The organism is Aldersonia kunmingensis, assembly GCF_001646865.1.
Taxonomy (GTDB): Bacteria; Actinomycetota; Actinomycetes; order Mycobacteriales; family Mycobacteriaceae; genus Aldersonia; species Aldersonia kunmingensis.
The window spans coordinates 1-18195 of the sequence record NZ_LRRB01000267.1 but is presented as its reverse complement, the minus strand read 5'-3'; the positions used below and the strand labels follow the sequence as shown (position 1 = coordinate 18195).

The following is an 18195-nucleotide window of genomic DNA, read 5'->3' as shown; positions in this document are numbered from 1 at the left end:
GGTCGCCGAGGCGGACCTCATCGCGTGGAGCAAGGAAAAGATGGCGGGCTTCAAGGTGCCGCGCTCGGTCGCCTTCCTCGACGCTTTGCCGATGAATGCGACCGGCAAGGTCGTGAAAGACCAACTGCGATAAGTTCATCCATCGCCGGGCGTCATCCGACGCCCGGCGATTTCGTTTGTACGGGAGGCCCCATGACCGACTTCAACTCCTTCGACGAACTGCGCGCCGCAATCGGCACCGAGGTGGGCACGAGCGAGTGGATCACCATCGATCAGGAGCGCATCGACCGGTTCGCCGAGGCGACCGGCGACCATCAGTGGATCCACGTCGACGCCGAGCGCGCCGCCGATGGGCCCTACGGCGCCACGATCGCCCATGGGTTCCTCACGCTGTCGCTGCTCGCCCCGATCACCCAGCAGGTGATGGTGGTCAACGCACGTATGGCGATCAACTACGGACTGGGGAAGGTGCGCTTCATCTCCCCCGTCACCGTCGGCAGCCGGGTGCGCGGCACCGTCACCCTGGACAGCGTCACCGATGTCCCGGGCGGCGTACAGGCCGAGCGCACCGTCACGATTGCCGCCGAGGGTGCCGACAAGCCGGCCTGTGTCGCGGTCAGCCTGGTGCGCTACCTCTCCTGAGTGCTACGCGCTGCGGCGCGCGCGGCACGTGAACGCAGGCGCCCACTTTTCGGCCCTACCCGCGGAATCCCACGCACGCGGGCGGAAAAGTGGGCGATGCCTTTCAGCGCTGGCACGAACTCTCAGTCGATGGTCGCGCGCAACTGCTCGAGGCTGATGAACTTCACCCGGGGCCGGCCGTGCGGGGTTCCGGCGGCCTTCTCCGCGGCATCGATGGCGGACCATCGCGCTTTGTCGATCACCTCGGGCTGACGTTCCGCCAGCAATGCGGCCAGATCGGTCCGGCTCCCGGTCGGTGGGGTGAGGGTGCCTGCCTCGAAGTCCTCGATCAGCGTGGCGATCGTCTCCGCTGAGTCGGCACGGTTGGTGCCGATCACGCCGCGCGGACCACGCTTGATCCAACCGGTGGTGTAGACCCCGGTCAGGTCGGCGACTCGGCCGCGCTCGTTCGGAATCACACCGCGGGCATCGTCGAACGGCACGTCGGTGACCGGGGCACCCCGGTAGCCCACCGACCGCAGCACCAATGAGGTTGCGATGCTGCCGGTTTCGTCGGTAGGAGTGGCGTTGAGCTCCGCATCGAGTTCGTTGCGTACATACTCGAGCGCCTCCACCCGATCTCCACCGCGCAGTTCCGTGGGCGAGGCGAGGTAGCGGAACACGATGCGCCGGTTGCCCCCGGCCGCGGGTCGATCGGCGAACTCGCGGGCGAGATCCATCTTGAAGGTCAGCGTCGGATCGACCTCGGGATCGTCGAGGACGGCACTGCTCGCATCGTCGAGAACCAGGTCCTCGGGGTCGATGACGACATCGACGCCCGGCAGGTAGGCGAGCGCCAGGAACTCCGATGCCGAATACGCGCCCTGCACCGGACCACGGCGACCGAGCACGACAACCTCGCGAATGTTGCTTTCCCGCAGGGCCTCGAGCGCGTGGTCGGCGATGTCGGTGCCGGCAAGCTCATCCGGGTCCAGGGTGAGAATCCGAGCCACATCGAGAGCCACATTGCCGTTGCCGACGATCACGGCCCGCTCGCCGGACAGGTCGAACTCCCGGCCAGCGTGGTCGGGGTGACCGTTGTACCAGGCAACGAACTCGGTGGCGGAGTGGCTGCCGGGCAGATCTTCACCGGGGATCCCGAGATGCCGATCGCTCGATGCACCAACCGCGTAGATCACCGCGTGATGGTGGTCGAGCAGCTCCGCAAGCGAAACATGCTCGCCGACATTCACATTCAGATGGAAGTTCACCGCATCGGACCGGAAGGCGGTGGCGAACATGTTCGCCACGCCCTTGGTCTCCTGGTGGTCCGGGGCGACGCCGCTACGGATCAATCCCCACGGCGCGGCCAGTCGGTCGAAGATCTCGACCTCCACCTTGCCGCGGGCGAGCAACTCCTCCGCCGCGTAACAGGCGGCGGGACCGGCGCCTATGATCGCGACCCGGAGTGTGCCGAGCTCGTCCGACAGCCGCTTCGGGCTCGGCGCCAGGCCGTCGAGGCTGGTGTCGAGTGGGTAGCGCTCGAAGTAGACACGGTTGAGATCGACGTACCGGCCCATCTCCTCCGGCACATCGAACTCGGAGTAGATCGCGTCCACCGGGCAGGCATCTGCGCACGCACCGCAGTCGATACAGGTATCGGGATCGATGTAGAGCATCTCCGCGGATTTGTATTCGGGATCCTCCGGCCGCGGCCGGATGCAATCCACCGGGCACTCGGCGATGCAGCTCGCGTCGCTGCAGCACCGCTGGGTGATGACGAACGTCATGAACCGATCACTCCCCTGGTCCCTCCAGAATGGTCACCGCGGCGACCGCGGTCGGCCCACCCAGGTTGTGTCCCAAACCGATTCGAGCACCTTCAACCTGGTTCGCTGCCGATCCGCGCAGCTGGCCGAACAATTCGACGCACTGCGCGATTCCGGTGGCACCCGGCGGGTGGCCCCGGGTGTTCAGGCCACCGCTCGGATTGACCGGCAGCGTGCCCCCGACATTCGTGGCACCGGATTCGATGAGCTTGAACGCCTCGAACCGATCGGCGAAGCCGAGATCCTCGTAGCTCATCAACTCGATGCCGGTGAAGAAGTCGTGCACCTCGGCGACGTCGATGTCCGCCGGGGTCAATCCGGCCATTCCGAATGCCTGCTTGGCGGCGCGCACGGTGGCGGGGAACGAGGTCATGTCCCGCTTGTGCTGGTGCATCACCGAATCGAGGCCGAGCCCCACACCGCGCACCCACACCGGGCGATCGGTGTAGCGGTCCACCACATCCTCGGACACGAGCACGAGTGCCGCGGCACCGTCGCTCTGGGGCGCGCAGTCGTACATGCCGAAAGGCGACACCACCATCGGAGCCTCGAGCGCCTGTTCCACCGTGATCTCGAAACGCAGCCGGGCCTTCGGATTGTTCAGGCCGTGACGGTGGTTTTTCACCGCGACCATCGCCAAGTGCTCGCGCGTCGCCGGCGAATCGTGCAGGTAGCGACGCACATGCAGGGCGAACCCGGCAGGCGCGATGACGCCGAGCGGGTAGTCCCACGCCATATCGCGCGCCATCGCCTCCCACTCCCACAGGATGTCCTTAGAGGCTGTCTCGCGCAGTTTGTCCGCACCCATCACGAGCGCGACATCGACAGCGCCGGAGGCGATCCCGAACACGGCATTGCGCAGCGCGTCATGCCCGGTCGCGCAGGAGTTCTCCACGCGGGTCACCGGAATATCCGGCAGCCCAAGGGAATCCGCGAGTATCCCGGACGGGAATCCGTCCGTTGTACCCATGGAGCCGAGCCAGGCGGCCTGCAGATCGGACTTGTCCAACCCCTTGTCCACGCTGCCCGCGCACTCGGCGAACGCGATCGGGAGCAGGTCCTTGATGCCCAACGCGAAGTGCTCGGCGAACGGGGTCATGCCCGCGCCGACGATGGCTACCCGTTTCATGCCGCCTCCGTGTCCTGTGTGCTTTCGGACGCGCGCTCCGGTTCGAACGCGTACCCGTAATCGGGTACCCCGGATCGCAGTGCGACTCGCCGCAGTACCAACCGTCCGCGGTCGCCGATGTCCACGGTGTCGGGTTCGGCACCTGTCACCTTCACCAATGCCCGGACCCCGACCTCGTCGAGTTCCACGATCACCAGTGTGTACGGCGTCTTGAGGCCCGGCACCGGGATATGCACGGTGACCTCGGTGTAAACCGTGCCGGTGCGCGGCAGCGGCACCAACTCGTAATCGGTATGCAGCGTGCCGTCGTCATCCGTGCGGTATCGCGGCGGGAAATCCAGCTCCTCGCTGCCCGCGTACTTGCCGGCCTCCCATCGCACCTTTGCCTCGAAGGCCCGCGCGTAGGCCGCCAGCGAGATCGGGATGTCCGAGCCCGGTAGGTAAGTACGTTCGGGCATTGGCCGAGCCGCCAGTTCCCGGCGGTGAATCTCGGTCTTGCCGGTGGCAACCGCGATACCGGACAGACTCGCCTGTTCGACACCGACAAGGGTGCCGCTCGTTTCCGTCTCCGCCATCGCGGCCAAAGCAAAGAGTCCCGCGCTTGCCCCGAGGGTCGGCAACGGATCCAATGCCTCACTCGACAGGGTCCTGGCGAGTGCCGGCTCGACTCCGGCAACCGCGACTGGGATGTCGACCCACGCCGCTGCGAGCGAGGCCAGATACCCGCGCTCGCGCAGCAGCCGCGGATCGCCGTAGTCGTTCACGATGCCCGTCGCGTTGCGGGTGCGCACCGGCAGACTGCGCGAAACTCGCGCCGCCGTGCGCACCTGCAATCCGCGATCGGAGGTGAGTGCGGCCGCCGCCCCGGCCGGTTCGAGATCGACCCCGATGATCAGCGTCCGCGGGCGGGCGGAGCTGAGTGCGTCGAGCGTGGCCGGCGCACCGCCCAGTCGCTCCGTGACTTCGAGTTCCGGGTCGAGTCCGAGTCCGGCCAGCAGGACCGCCGCATTGCTGCTTTCCAGCAGCGGCAAGTCCCGGCTGACGAGGACGACGTACTCCACCGGCGCCCCGGAACCGATTGCAGCGCGGCCGGCCTCGACGGCGAGGGTGATGGCATCCTCATCGTCTCCAGCCACACGGTGCTGCGCGGTTCCCCAGCAGGGCAGATAAGTCCCGATAGAAGCGAGGTAGGGCATGGGTTCTCCTACTACTAGGTGACCGCGCCGGCCGTCTTGAGCTCGATAATCCGATCCCAATCCAGGCCGAGTTCCACCAGGATGTCCTCGGTCTGCGCCGCGAACTCCGGCGCCGGCTCGAGATCCGGTGCGGTGACATCGAATTGGACCGGGTTACTCACCAGCTCCAATTCGCCGGCCTTGCGGAGGTACTCGTTCGCACGGATCTGTGGATCGGCGGCGGCCTGCAGCGCGTCCTGCACCGGAGCCCACGGACCCGAGAGGGTGCCGAAGCGCTCGGTCCATTCGGCGATCGTCCGCTTGCCGATCTCCTCGCGCAGAATCTCCACGGCCGCCGGAGTGTTCTCGGCGATCAATTCGGCGGTGGCGAACCGCGGATCGTCCGCTAGCTCGGGCCGGTCGACGTGACGGCACACGTCGGCCCAGAACTTCGTCGGCTGCATCATCAGCAGCGACAGGTAGCGACCATCCGAGGTGGCGTACAGACCCGTCAGCGGATTGTTCGGCGCGCCATGGACTCCCGGCGGCGGCGACTTCATCAGCTGGTTGAGGTGCACCGACAGGGCGATCGTGTGACCCATCGCCCACAGGCCGCTACCAAGCAGCGATACGTCGACGACCGACGGCTCGCCCGTGCGCTCCCGCTGCAACAACGCCGCGGCGATACCGCCGGCGAGGTTGGTGCCCGAGATGGTGTCACCGAAGGCCGGTCCCGGCGGGCTGATCATGCCCTGCATGCCCTCGGGGGTGATCGTGGCGGCGACGCCGGCACGACACCAGAAGGCGGTCATGTCGTAGCCACCCTTGTCGGACTCGATGCCACGCGGACCGAGCGCGCTACCGCGCGCGTAGACGATCTTCGGGTTGACCGCGCGAATGTCGTCGACGTCGAAACCGAACTTCGACCGCGCCTGCGGCAGGAAGCTGGTCAGGAAAACGTCGGCGCGCTTGGCGAGTTCGAGCAGGACCTCCATGCCTTCCGGCTTGGACATATCGATGCCGATGCTGCGCTTGCCGCGGTTGGCGTGCTCGATGTTCGGGTTCGGGTCGCCTTCGACCACCAGCGGCCCGGTACGCCGCAGACCTCGCTGCGGGTCACCGGTGACGGCGTGCTCAACCTTGATGACTTCGGCACCCCAGTCGGCGAGCACAGCTCCCGCCGAGGGAACGAAGCCGTACATCGCGACCTCGAGGACTCGGATTCCAGCTAGCGGCTTCATGCGACCACCTCCGCGAACGCCTTGGTCTCGAGGAATTCTTCGAGTCCGGCCACACCCATCTCGCGCCCGATGCCGGATTGCTTGTATCCGCCGAACGGCACGTCGGGATGGAAATAGTTGCCGCCGTTGATGCTGAACGTGCCGGTGCGGATGCGGCGTCCGATCGCTTTCGCGCGTTCCGAGTCGCCGATGACACCACCGGACAGGCCGTACTTGGAGTTGTTGGCGATCTCCACGGCATGGTCATCGTCGTCGTAGGGAATGACGGCGAGAACCGGGCCGAAGAGCTCCTCCTGCGCGATCTCGCTGTCCGGATCGACGTTGGACACGACCGTCGGGGCGTAGAAGAACCCCGGGTCGGTGCGTGTGCCGCCGGCGGCGAGTGTCGCGCCCGCCTCGATCGCGCGCTGCACAATCCCGTCCACCTTGTCGCGCTGGCGCGCATTGATCAGTGGGCCCATGTAGTTCGATGGATCACTCGGGTCGCCGACCTTGATGTTCTGCAGCGTCGCGACGATCTGCGCAACGATCTCATCGTGCTTGTCCCGCGGGACCAGCAGTCGCGTGTTGAGCGCACAACCCTGACCGGCGTGCGAGCAGATCGTGAATGCCGCGAGCATGGCCGACATCGGGATATCGGCATCATCGAGGATGATCTGCGCTGACTTGCCGCCGAGCTCGAGGAATACACGCTTGAGGGAGTCGCTCGCTGCGGCCATGATCCGCTTGCCCGTCGGCGTAGAGCCGGTGAACGTCACGACGTCCACGTCGGGGTGCGTGGTCATCAGCTCGCCGGGGGCGATCTCGGACGAGGACAGGACATTCACGACGCCGGCGGGAATATCGGTGTTGTTCGCGATGATCTCGCCAAGCAGCAGTGTGATGAGCGGAGTGTCCGGCGCACCCTTGAGCACGACGGTGCACCCGGCGGCGAGGGCGGGAGCGAGCTTCGCCAGCGCGAGCTGGTTCGGGTAGTTGTAGGCGATGATCGCGGAGACGACGCCGGCCGATTCCTTCTCTACCCAGCGCCGGTGCTGCGCACCGCGAATCTCGACCGAGCCGAGCTCCTCGGTGAACTCGTAGTTCTCGAGCAGGTCGGCGTAGTAGCGGACGATGCCGATCGGCGCCTCGAGCTGATTGCCGTGGGTCAGCATGACGGTCGCGCCGACCTCGGCGATGGTCAGTGCGCGCAGTTCTTCCTTGCGCTCTTCCAGCGCCCGGTGCAACTGATCGAGGCACTTCGCCCGGAACTTCACGTCCGTGGACCAAGTCGTCGTGTCGAACGCCTTGCGCGCCGCGGCGATGGCAGCCTCGGTTTCGGCGATGCCCGCATCGGGGGCGTGGCCGATGACCTCGCCGGTCGCGGGGTTGATCGTCGGGAAAGTCTTCGGAGTCGCGATGAGCTGCCCGTCTATGAGCAGGCGCTTGCTGGTGTCGATACCAGTTTCACCGGCGCCGTTGGCCTGGCCGTTCGTCGCGGCGGCCGACACCGTGTCCTGAGTTGACATCCGGTCTCCTCGCTGAGTTGGAAATAGCATTCTCTCGTTTGAGAACACTACAATCGTTCTGAGAGAATATTAGCAATGACACCGCCATCCGCCTACCCCCAAAGCCCCAAGTGGAGCGCCCAAACTGCCCGATATGCCCACTTTGGCGTCGAGCGGGGCCGAACCTTGCGAATCGAATGTGGCGGAGAGTACGGTTCTCGTATCTGGAAGGGAGATTCTTGTGGTTGAGACGAAAGCGCTCGGTCCGTCGCTCGGTGTGGAGGTGACCGGCGTCGACAATTTGGACGACGAAGCGGTCATCGCGCGGTGCCTCGAGGCGCTCAAGTGGCGCGGCGTACTGCTGATTCGCGGACTCGATCTGGACGACGACGCGCAGGTACGGTTCAGCCGCAAGCTCGGCCCGGTGCTCGCGCCTGCCGGCAAGGAAGTTTTCGTCGTCTCACTCGACCCCGCCAAGAGCCGCTCCGCGGAGTACCTCAAGGGCACCTTCCACTGGCATATCGACGACACCACCAATGACGTGCCCGCCAAGGCAACGATGCTGACGGCACGCCACGTCGCAATGGTCGGTGGCGGAACGGAATTCGCCAGCACCTACGCGGCATGGGAGAACCTGCCCGAGGCCGACCGCAAGCGCTACGAGGGACTGCGGGTCGTGCACAGCTTCGAGGCTGCGCAACGTCTCGTGCAGCCCAACCCCACCGACGAGCAGCTCGCGGCGTGGCGTCAGCTTCCCACTCACGAGTCGGATCTGGTGTGGAACCGCCAGGACGGACGCCAGTCGCTCGTCATCGGTGCGACTGCCGACCACGTCGTCGGCATGCGACCCGAAGAGAGCCGCGAACTGCTCGACGAACTGCAGGCGTGGGCGACGCAGGAACGCTTCTGCTACACCCATGACTGGCAGGTCAACGACGTCGTGATCTGGGACAACACCGGAATGCTGCATCGTGCGCTGCCGTACGACCCGTCGTCCGAGCGCACCATGCACCGCACCACCATCGCAGGCAACGAGGCCTGGTCGTGACAACAAGCGGAGATGCAGTCGTGCGGAACGCACTCGTCACCGGCGGCGGTTCGGGTATCGGCAAGGCGATCGCCGAACGACTGCGCGCCGACGGATACAACGTTGCGACAGTCGATCTCAATCCGCTCGACGAGAAGTTCGCCTATCGGGCCGACGTCACCAGCCGTGCAGAGATAGACGAAGCCCTCGCCGCCATCCATGCCGAGCTCGGGCCGGTGACGATCCTGGTCAACGCCGCGGGGATGGAGAAGTACAAGCGTTTCCGCAATCTCTCGTTCGAGGACTGGCAGCGCATCGTTGACGTCAACCTCAGCGGCGTCTTCCACACCACCCAGGCCGTGCTGCCCGATATGTCGGCGGCCGGCTGGGGCCGGATCGTGAATATCTCTTCGTCGAGCACCCATGGTGGCCAGCCGTTCATGTCGCCCTACGTCGCGGCCAAGTCGGCGGTGAATGGGCTCACCAAGTCCCTGGCGCTGGAACTCGGCCCGGAGGGCATCACGGTCAACGCCGTGCCGCCCGGCTTCATCGATACGCCGATGCTTCGCAAGAACGAGGAGCGCGGCCTGCTCGGTGGCACCGTCGAGGACCACATCGAGCGCACCCCGGTCCGCCGGGTCGGCCGTCCCGAGGACATCGCCGCGGCGACCGCGTTCCTGTGCTCCGAAGAAGCCGGTTACATCACCGGGCAGATCCTCGGCGTAAACGGCGGACGAAACACATAGCCGGGCAGTAGTTTCCAGCGGTTGAAGATCAAGTAGTGCGGCAAGCGAAAGGAACTCCAGTGGGACGGGTTGCAGGGAAAGTCGCCTTCGTTACCGGCGCAGCGCGTGGGCAGGGTCGTAGCCACGCATTGCGGTTGGCCGAAGAGGGCGCGGACATCATCGCCATCGATATCTGTGAGGACATCTCGACCATCGGCTACCCGATGGCCAGCCGTGAGGATCTCGACGAGACCGCGCGCCTGATCGAGAAGCTCGATCGACGCGTCGTCACCGCCGTGGCCGACGTGCGCGAGTTCGCGCAGGTGAAAGAAGCGCTCGAGCGCGGCATCAGCGAGCTCGGCAAGGTCGATATCGTGGTCGCCCAGGCCGGCGTGGCCGGCATGAAGGGCGAGCCGCAGACCCAGGCATGGGCCGACGTGGTGAACACCAACCTGGTGGGCACCATGAACGCCGTGCACGCCGCGCTGCCGCACCTGGCCGAGGGAGCCTCGATCATCGCGACCGGCTCGACCGCCGCGCTGATGGACACCGCCAAGGTCGACAATCCGGGCAAAGACCTCGGTGGTGTCGCCTACATGTTCTCCAAGCGGGCACTGTCGCAGTTCATCCATGAGCTCGCCACCCATCTCGCGCCGCGTGGCATCCGCGCCAACGTCGTGCACCCGACCAACTGCAACACCGACATGCTCAAGAGCGAGCCGATGTACCGCTCGTTCCGCCCGGACCTCGAGAACCCGACCCTGGCCGATGCCGAGCCGGTCTTCTACATCCAGCAGGCCATGCCCGTGCCGTGGATCGAGCCCAGCGACATCAGCAACATGGTGCTCTTCCTCGCTTCGGAGGAGTCGCGTTACGTCACCGGTATGCAGATGCGTGTCGACGCCGGCGGCTACCTCAAGTGGTACGACTACCACGTCTAAAGCCGCACAACAGATTTCACTCGCACAAGGGAGGACGACCATGAAGGTACGGGTCGACGGAGAACGCTGCCAGGGCCACACCCTGTGCGCAATGATCGCACCGGAGTCGTTCGAACTAGACGACGTCGACGGACATTCGTCACCGGTTAATGAAGAGGTCGCCGCCGGACAGGAAGACAAGGTGCGCGAAGCCGTGCACTCCTGCCCGGAGCAGGCGATCTCCATCGTTTAAGGCGTGCCCCAGTGGCCGGCGCCCCCGCGCGCCGGCCACTTCGAACACCCAGAGAGGACACCGCCGTGACCGTCGAAGACGTCGCGCGAGATGACAACCGCAAAGAGAACAGCTACACCTTCGACCGGCACACGCCGGAATACCGCGAGAACTTCCTGTCGATAACGCAGGAAATGCAGTCGAAGTGCCCGATGGCTTGGTCGGAAACCCATGGCGGCCACTGGGTTGCCGCGGGCAGCAAAGAGGTCTTCGCCCTTTCTCGGTCGGCCGATGTCTCGAACGATCACGATGTTTACGGCGTCCGAAAGGGCTACAAGGGCATCTCCATCCCTACCGCTTCGCGTGCGTCGGGTGTGCGCGGCGGCATTCTCGAGATGGACCCACCGGAGCACAAAGAGCACCGCTCGATCCTCAACCCATACCTCTCCCCCGCTGCCGTGCAGCGCTGGGTGCCGTTCATCGACGAGATCGTGCGCGCCTGCATCGACGAGAAGATCGAAAGCGGCAGCATCGACTTCGTCGACGACCTGGCCAACATCGTTCCCGCCGTCCTGACCCTGGCCATGATGGGTGTTCCGCTCGAGCGCTGGACGGTCTACAACGAGCCGGTGCACGCGGCGGTCTACACGCCGCCGGATTCCCCCGATATCGCGCGCGTCAACGAACTGCACCGCGCGATGGGACTCGACCTCCTGACGAACCTGGTCGAGATCCGCGAGAACCCGCGGCCCGGCCTGGTCAACGCGGTCGTCAACGCGCCCATCGAGGGTGAAATGGCCGACATGGAACGACTCGGCATCCTGGCGCTGATCATCGGTGGTGGCTTCGACACCACCACCGCGCTCACCGCGCACTCGCTCGAGTGGCTCTCGGAGAACCCCGAAGAGCGTGCGCACTTGAGCGCCAACCGCGACGAACTGCTTGACTCTGCCACCGAGGAGTTCCTGCGTTACTACACGCCGGCCCCCGGCGACGGCCGAACCTTCTCGGCAGACTGTGAATTCGAGGGAACGCAGTTCAAAGAGGGTGAGCGGCTGTGGCTGTCGTGGGCGATGGCCAACCGTGACCCGGAGGTGTTCGACAATCCGAACGAGGTCGAGCTCGACCGAAAGGGCAATCGGCACTTCAGCTTCGGCCTTGGCATTCACCGCTGCATCGGCTCGAACGTCGCGCGCACCGTGTTCAAGCGGATGGTCATCGCGGTCCTCGACCGCATGCCCGACTACAAGTGCGACCCGGCCGGAACCGTGCACTACGACACCATCGGTGTCATCCAGGGCATGCGCAAGCTTCCCGCGACCTTCACGCCGGGCCCTCGGATCGGCAGGAGTTTCGACGAGACCCTGAAGATCCTCCAGCAGGTGTGCGACGAGCAGGGCACCGCGGCTCCGATCACCGAGCAGAAGGCAGCGGTCGTCATCCCCGACTGATCTTTTCGCCTGTGCGAGATGATCGAGAAGAACCAGACAGGAGCCGATGTGGCGGGACGCCCGCTTCCCGAACTGACAGAAGAGAATCGCTTCTTCTGGACCTCGGGCGCCGATAACCAACTGCGCGTACAGGAGTGTCAATCCTGCTCGGCGTTGATCCATCCGCCGGTGCCGGTGTGCCGGTACTGCCGCGGTCAGCAGATGGGCGTGCGGGACGTCTCCGGCTACGCCACGCTGATCGGCTTCACCGTCAACCACCGGTTCGGCCTGCCCGGCATGCCGCCGCCTTACGTCATCGCTCAGGTGGCGCTCGAGGACGACCCGCGAGTCCGGCTCACCACCAATGCGATCGAGTGCGACCCGGATTCGCTCGAACTCGGCATGCGCATGGAGGTCGTCTTCCAACAGGAGGAGGACGTCTGGCTGCCTCTGTTCCGTCCGACCGCGGAACAGGGCACGCCCGCTCCACTGCCGGTCGACGAGGTCGAACCCGAGCAGGTATGGCGCTATGTGCGTCCGATGGTGTCGCAGGACAAGTTCGAGGACAAGGTCGCCATCACCGGCGTCGGCATGTCCCAGATCGGCCGGCGGCTCATGCGGCCGCCCTTGTCGCTGACCATCGAGGCGTGCGAGCGCGCGATCGCGGACGCCGGCCTCACACTCGATGACATCGACGGGCTCTCGACGTACCCCGGCGGCGGCCCCACCGGCCCGTTCGGCGAGGGCGGCATGACCGCACTCGAGTCGGCACTCGGCATCCGGCCCACTTGGTACAACGGCGGCATGGAGACGTTCGGCCCTGGCGGATCCGTGATCGCGGCGATGCTCGCGGTCGCGTCCGGGTTGGCACGGCACGTACTGTGCTTCCGCACCGTCTGGGAAGCCACTCACGGCGAATACGTCAAGCAGGGCAAGCTTTCTCCGATGATCGGCAGCGGCCGGACCACGAGCTGGCAGATCCCGTTCGGAGCGCTGTCCGCAGCACACACGTTGGCGCAGAACGCGCAGCGACACTTCCACCGCTACGGCACCACGCGCGAGACCCTCGGCTGGATCGCGTTGAACCAGCGCGCCAACGCAGAGCTCGAACCCACCGCGATCTACCGCGACAAGATGACCATGGAGGACTACCTCTCCGCGCGTACCATCACCACACCGTTCGGCCTGTACGACTGCGACGTGCCGTGCGATGCGGCGACCGCTGTGATCGTGTCCGCCCGCGACGCTGCCGAGGACCTCGCCAAGCCGCCGGTGTACGTCGAAGCCGTAGGCACGCAGATCATCGAACGGCTCGACTGGGACCAGAGCACGCTCACCCACGAGCCGCAGGTACTCGGGCAGGCCGCACACATGTGGTCGCGAACCACCTTGCAGCCGCAAGACATCGATGTCGCGCAGCTCTACGACGGGTTCACCTTCAACTGCCTGTCGTGGATCGAGGCACTCGGCTTCTGCGGCATCGGCGAGGCAAAGGATTTCCTCGACGGCGGCAAGAACATCGCCCGCGACGGCCTGATCCCGATCAACACCCACGGCGGTCAGCTCTCCCACGGCCGCACGCATGGCATGGGCCTGATCCACGAAGCAGTGATCCAGCTGCGCGGCGAGGGCGGCGCGCGCCAGGTTGCCGACGCCAAGACCGCGGTGGCCAGCAGCGGCGGGCTCACGCCCAGTGGTGTTGTGCTGCTGAGGAATTACGCGTGAGGTTCGACCTGTGACGGCTTTGATACCCGGATCCGAAGCACTCGGGGAGGATGCGACGACCCCGCTCGCACAGATCGTCGACGTCGATGGCATCCCCTCTTCGGGCCTGCTCATCGAGGTTCCGAATCCGCGAGCCGTCATCATCGCCCTGCACGGCGGGGCAGCCAGCGCGCCGTACTTCGACTGCCCCGGCTACCCGGACCTGTCGATGCTGCGCGCAGCGGCCGCACTCGGCTTCACCGTGCTCGCGCTCGACCGCCCCGGTTACCGGGCCTCGAAGCCACACGATGGCGAATTCGAGACCGCCGAAAGCCGAGTCGACTTCCTGCACGGTGCGCGCGACGCACACCTCGGTGACCGGCCGCGCGGAGCGGGCACCTTCTTCTGGGCCCACTCCGTCGGGTGCGAACTCGCGTTGCGTTGCACCGCCGAGGACATCGACAACGACGTGCTCGGCATCGAAATCGCCGGAACCGGTATCGAATACACCCCGGAAGCACAGAGCGTGCTCGGTGGCCCCGGCCGTGCCGATCCCAACCGGGTACGTGATCTCATCTGGCGACCGGAGCATCTCTATCCCGCCGAGCTGATCGGCGGCGGCTCGATCGCCTCCGCTGCGGCCAAATACGAGTACACGATGATCAAGCGCTGGTCGACGACCGATTTTCCGGAGGTCGCCTCCCGGGTGCGGGTGCCGGTGCACTACACCGCCGCGGAACACGAGCACGTCTGGCGGACGGATGCAGCCGCGCTCGACGGAATCCGAGAGCTGTTCCCGGCCTCACCGCGGGTGCAGATCGAGCGGCAGCTCGGCATCGGCCACCAGCTCGGGCTGGGCTACATGGCACGCGCGTACCACACTAGGGTCCTCACCTTCTTCGAGGAGTGCCTGGCGGCGCAGCGGAGTGCCGCTGCCGCACAGAGCAATAACGGAGACGGCCCAGCTAACCAGGAGGGGGATCGATGACATCCGCTGATTTCGCACTACTTCTGATTCGCGTCGTCCTTGGCGTCGTGATGTTCATGCACGGTTACAACCATTGGCTCGGCGGCGGCAAGATCCCGGGCACCGCCGGCTGGTTCAGCGGCCTGGGGCTCCGCCACGGCACGCTGCAGGCGTGGCTGTCCGTCGTCACCGAGATCGGTGCCGCCATCCTGCTGATCCTCGGCCTGTTCACGCCGCTCGCCTGCGCCGCGACCATCTCCGTGATGCTCGTCGCCGGTCTGCTCGCGCATCGTCCCAACGGGTTCTTCGTCTTCCGTGAGGGCTACGAGTACGTGCTGACCATTGGCGTGGTGTCGGTTGCTCTGGCGATCCTCGGACCGGGCGGCACGTCACTGGACGCACTGTTCGACATCGAGATCACCGGGTGGGCCGGCGGCGCCGTCGCGTTCGGCATCGGCGTTGTGGCCACCGTCGGCCTGCTCGCCACCTTCTGGCGCCCGCAGGCGAAAGTATCGGCGTAACCACGTCTTTCGAGTTTGGAGGCTCACATGGTTCGGGTCGGATTCATCGGTCTGGGTAGTCAGGGCGCGCCCATGGCGCGGCGCATCGTCGAAGAGGGCTTTCCGACCACGCTATGGGCCCGCCGACCGGAGAGCCTGGCTCCCTATGCCGACACCGCCGCCGCGACCGCGGCAACGCCTGCCGAGCTGGGAGCCGCTAGCGACGTCGTATGCATCTGCGTCGTCTCCGACGACGACGTGCGCGCGGTGGTCACCGGTGCGGACGGTGTCCTGAGCGGAATGGCCGAGGGTGGCGTCATCGTCATCCACAGCACCGTTCACCCGGACACCTGCGCCGAGATCGCGGACAAGGCTGCCGCGCACGGTGTGTCGGTGATCGACGCCCCAGTCAGCGGCGGCGGAATCGGCGCCGCCGAGCGTCGGCTCCTGGTCATGGTCGGTGGAGACGCCGAGACCGTGGAGCGTTGCAAGCCGATCTTCGAGACCTACGCGAACCCGATCGTCCACCTCGGCGAGCTCGGCGCGGGCCAGATCACGAAGCTGCTCAACAACCTGCTCTTCACTGCGGGCCTCGCCATCGGACAGTCCGCACTCGACCTCGGCGAACAGCTCGGTGTCGACCGTGCCCGGCTTGGGTCCGTCATCGCCAGCGGCAGCGGGAACAGCTTCGCGCTCAGCCGGGTCGTCGATCCGGGTGGTTTCGACCTCATCGGCAACCACGCCGGCAACGTGCTGCGCAAGGATGTCAGCCTCGTGGCCAAGGTCGCCGAAACCGCGTCCGCCACACCCGGCATCGTCCTCATGGCGGCCGACGCCACGCTGGACCGGATGGGCCAAAGCCGATGACCCGAATCGGCTTCGTCGGCGCCGGCCGAATGGGAGCGCCGATGATCGAGCGCCTCGTCGCCGGCGGCCACGAGGTCCGGGCGCTGGGCCGCTCCCCCGAGCGGCTCGCCGAACTGTCCGATACGGGTGCGCACGGATGCGCCACGATTGCGGAAGTCGCGGACGCGGACGCCGTGTTCGTATGTGTCTTCACAGATGATCAGGTCCGCGAAGTCTGCCTCGATGGGCCACTGCTCGAGCACATGCGCGCCGGCGCAACCTTGCTTCTGCACACCACGGGCAGCCCGAGTACCGCCGAAGCCGTCGCCGAACGGGCGGCCGCACGAGGCGTTGCCGTGCTCGATGCTCCGGTCAGCGGCGGCCCGCACGACATCGCCGCCGGCACGCTGACATTGTTCGTCGGTGGCGATGCCGAGGCCCTCGACCGGGTCGAGTCCGCGCTGGCCAGCTATGCCAACCCGATCCTGCACGTTGGCGCACTGGGCAACGGTCAGCGCGTGAAGCTGATCAACAACGCCCTGTTCGCCGCGCAGATCGGCCTCGTCGCGGAGGCTGTCCGGCTCGGCGATCAGCTCGGCGTACCCGAGTCCGCTCTGCTGCAGGCACTTCCCCATGCCAGCGGCGCGAGCCGCGCGCTGTCCGGCGTGGCTGCCCGCGGCTCGGTCGCCGCGTTCGCCGCGGCGGTGAGCGGTTTCGTGAGCAAGGACGTCACGGTCGTGCGCAAGGTGGCCGCCGAACTGGGCGGAGACCTGGGTGTGCTCGACGACGCCATCGACGCCGCGCAGCAGGCATGATCATGCACTCGGTCTGACTACTGCCGTTGTGACACAAGGAGTCTCATGCAGCACGAACTGACAGCCGATCAACGGCTCTTCCAAACGACCAACCGCGAATTCCTCGAGCGCACGGCGCCGATCGCCACGGTTCGCGCACTGAACGACGCCGGCGGTGGGTTCGACCGAGCGTGGTGGGTCCGCGCGGCGGAACTCGGCTGGACAGCAATGCTCGTGCCCGAGAACCTCGGTGGCGGGACGGTTTCCGGATCTCCCTTAGCCGACCTGGCCATCATCGCCGGCGAATGTGGACGTGGCTGCGCGCCCGGACCGCTGACCACGACGAGCGCGGTGCTGACCGGGCTGGTGAGCGACGGCGAACGGTTCGCGGACAGCATCGAATCGATCCTCGGCGGCGAGACCGTCGCCGCGTGGGCGCTCTACGAGCCCGGCACCGCCCTGCGCCTGACATCCGCGCAGACCACACTGAGCCGCGATGGCTCCGGCTACCGGCTCAACGGCACCAAAGACCGCGTCGAATCCGGCGATCAGGCAGATGTGTTCCTCGTGACCGCGACCGGGCCGGACGGCCTCGTTCAGGTGCTCGTCCCCGCGAATGCGCCCGGTGTCACCGTGACCCCGAAGGAGTCCTTCGACTTCGTGCGACACACCGCCGAGGTCGTGTTCTCCGATGTCTCCGTCGATTCCGACGCCATCGTCGGCCAGGGGTCGGTGGCGGCGACCACGATCGAATCGCAGTTCCAGATCGCCGCCACCCTGGCCGCAGCGGAGATGGCCGGGGCCACGGAGCGGGCCTTCGAGTCGACCGTGCAGTGGCTGTTCGACCGCTACACCTTCGGCCGCCAGCTGGCGTCGTATCAGGCGCTCAAGCACCGTATGGCGGACAACAAGACCTGGCTCGAGGCGTGCAATGCCATCTCTTGGGCAGCCGCGGTGTCGTTCGACCACGATCCGACGGCGACCGCCGAATTGGTCGGCGCGGCAAAGTCCTACATCGGCGCGAAGGCGCCCCACATCGTGCAGGACTGCATCCAACTGCACGGTGGCATCGGTGTCACGTGGGAGCACGACATGCACCTGTACCTGCGCCGAGTCATATTCGACCGGGCTCTTTACGGGACACCGGAGGAACACCGCCGCCGCATAACCGATCTGCTCGACAGGGGTGCCGCATGACCACCGACGCGACCGAGATGGAATCCGTCGAAGGCTTTCGTGCGAGGGCACGTAGCTGGCTCAAGGCCAATATGCCGCCCGCCCCGGAGCACATCGACGCGACCCGCAGGGAGTGGGAACGCGCTCGCGAGCTGCAGCGAAGGCTTTACGACGGCGGCTTCGCCGGCATCTGCTTCCCGAAGGAGTACGGCGGACTCGGGCTGACCCTGGCGCATCAGCAAGCCTTCACCGAAGAGTCGCTCAGCTACGAGATGCCACTGGAATTCAACATTCCGACGCTCGCGGTCTGTGCACCCACGATTCTCGATATGGGCACAGAGGAACAGAAGCGCACCCATATCCATGCCGCCCTGCGCGGTGACGAATTCCTC

At 66.2% G+C, this 18195-nt stretch carries 19 protein-coding genes; 14 read left to right on the top strand and 5 right to left on the bottom strand.

The genetic code is table 11. The features are described 5' to 3' along the window. Positions 1-133 (top strand): AMP-binding enzyme (locus A8G08_RS27275; protein WP_157108713.1); only part of this gene is annotated, 133 nt, incomplete at its 5' end. Positions 134-192: 59 nt separating this feature from the next. Continuing rightward, complete coding sequence (locus A8G08_RS21060) at positions 193-642, top strand: MaoC family dehydratase (protein ID WP_068278509.1); 450 nt, start codon at positions 193-195, stop codon at positions 640-642. Positions 643-764: 122 nt separating this feature from the next. On the opposite strand, the gene A8G08_RS21055 is transcribed toward A8G08_RS21060, so the two are convergent. Genes A8G08_RS21055 through A8G08_RS21035 form a run of 5 tightly spaced genes read right to left on the bottom strand, consistent with a single transcriptional unit; the run spans position 765 to position 7503 of the window. Continuing rightward, on the bottom strand, positions 765-2411 hold the full coding sequence (locus A8G08_RS21055; RefSeq protein ID WP_068278507.1) for an FAD-dependent oxidoreductase: 1647 nt from the start codon (positions 2409-2411) through the stop codon (positions 765-767). A 7-nt stretch (positions 2412-2418) separates the two neighbouring features. Then, positions 2419-3579 carry a thiolase C-terminal domain-containing protein gene (locus A8G08_RS21050; RefSeq protein WP_068278505.1) on the bottom strand — a complete coding sequence of 387 codons (1161 nt, stop codon included), beginning with the start codon at positions 3577-3579 and terminating at the stop codon, positions 2419-2421. After that, positions 3576-4775 (bottom strand): Zn-ribbon domain-containing OB-fold protein, encoded by a 1200-nt coding sequence (locus A8G08_RS21045; protein WP_068278503.1) that lies wholly within the window; start codon positions 4773-4775, stop codon positions 3576-3578. Before A8G08_RS21045 ends, A8G08_RS21050 begins: the two co-directional genes overlap by 4 nt. Before the next feature lie 14 nt (positions 4776-4789). Beyond that, the gene (locus A8G08_RS21040) at positions 4790-5995 is read right to left on the bottom strand and encodes a CaiB/BaiF CoA transferase family protein (protein WP_068278499.1); all 1206 of its coding nucleotides are present in this window, start codon (positions 5993-5995) and stop codon (positions 4790-4792) included. Further along, complete coding sequence (locus A8G08_RS21035; protein WP_068278497.1) at positions 5992-7503, bottom strand: aldehyde dehydrogenase family protein; 1512 nt, start codon at positions 7501-7503, stop codon at positions 5992-5994. Before A8G08_RS21035 ends, A8G08_RS21040 begins: the two co-directional genes overlap by 4 nt. A gap of 220 nt (positions 7504-7723) precedes the next feature. Between A8G08_RS21035 and A8G08_RS21030 the strand changes: the two genes are divergently transcribed. From A8G08_RS21030 to A8G08_RS20975, 12 genes are all read left to right on the top strand, one after another. Next, a complete protein-coding gene (locus A8G08_RS21030; protein ID WP_068278496.1) occupies positions 7724-8530 on the top strand; it encodes a TauD/TfdA dioxygenase family protein in 807 nt (268 codons plus the stop codon). A gap of 20 nt (positions 8531-8550) precedes the next feature. After that, complete coding sequence (locus A8G08_RS21025) at positions 8551-9255, top strand: SDR family NAD(P)-dependent oxidoreductase (RefSeq protein WP_068278513.1); 705 nt, start codon at positions 8551-8553, stop codon at positions 9253-9255. A gap of 59 nt (positions 9256-9314) precedes the next feature. Next, the gene (locus A8G08_RS21020; RefSeq protein ID WP_068278493.1) at positions 9315-10175 is read left to right on the top strand and encodes a mycofactocin-coupled SDR family oxidoreductase; all 861 of its coding nucleotides are present in this window, start codon (positions 9315-9317) and stop codon (positions 10173-10175) included. A 40-nt stretch (positions 10176-10215) separates the two neighbouring features. Next, the gene (locus A8G08_RS21015) at positions 10216-10407 is read left to right on the top strand and encodes a ferredoxin (RefSeq protein ID WP_068278492.1); all 192 of its coding nucleotides are present in this window, start codon (positions 10216-10218) and stop codon (positions 10405-10407) included. A 65-nt stretch (positions 10408-10472) separates the two neighbouring features. Further along, positions 10473-11837, top strand: coding sequence for a cytochrome P450 (locus A8G08_RS21010; protein ID WP_068278491.1), 1365 nt, complete (start codon positions 10473-10475; stop codon positions 11835-11837). An 18-nt stretch (positions 11838-11855) separates the two neighbouring features. After that, positions 11856-13541, top strand: coding sequence for a thiolase C-terminal domain-containing protein (locus A8G08_RS21005; protein ID WP_068278490.1), 1686 nt, complete (start codon positions 11856-11858; stop codon positions 13539-13541). A gap of 10 nt (positions 13542-13551) precedes the next feature. Continuing rightward, positions 13552-14508: an alpha/beta hydrolase gene (locus tag A8G08_RS21000; protein WP_245672933.1), complete on the top strand. Its 957-nt coding sequence runs from the start codon at positions 13552-13554 to the stop codon at positions 14506-14508. After that, the gene (locus A8G08_RS20995) at positions 14505-15008 is read left to right on the top strand and encodes a DoxX family protein (protein WP_068278489.1); all 504 of its coding nucleotides are present in this window, start codon (positions 14505-14507) and stop codon (positions 15006-15008) included. The genes A8G08_RS21000 and A8G08_RS20995 overlap by 4 nt, the downstream gene beginning before the upstream one ends. A gap of 27 nt (positions 15009-15035) precedes the next feature. Next, the gene (locus A8G08_RS20990; protein WP_068278485.1) at positions 15036-15854 is read left to right on the top strand and encodes an NAD(P)-dependent oxidoreductase; all 819 of its coding nucleotides are present in this window, start codon (positions 15036-15038) and stop codon (positions 15852-15854) included. After that, a complete protein-coding gene (locus A8G08_RS20985; RefSeq protein ID WP_068278483.1) occupies positions 15851-16648 on the top strand; it encodes an NAD(P)-dependent oxidoreductase in 798 nt (265 codons plus the stop codon). Before A8G08_RS20990 ends, A8G08_RS20985 begins: the two co-directional genes overlap by 4 nt. A gap of 45 nt (positions 16649-16693) precedes the next feature. Continuing rightward, a complete protein-coding gene (locus A8G08_RS20980; RefSeq protein WP_068278480.1) occupies positions 16694-17824 on the top strand; it encodes an acyl-CoA dehydrogenase family protein in 1131 nt (376 codons plus the stop codon). Further along, positions 17821-18195, top strand: a 375-nt coding sequence (locus tag A8G08_RS20975) for an acyl-CoA dehydrogenase family protein (protein WP_187344504.1), incomplete at its 3' end; no start/stop codon positions are given. The genes A8G08_RS20980 and A8G08_RS20975, both read left to right, overlap by 4 nt.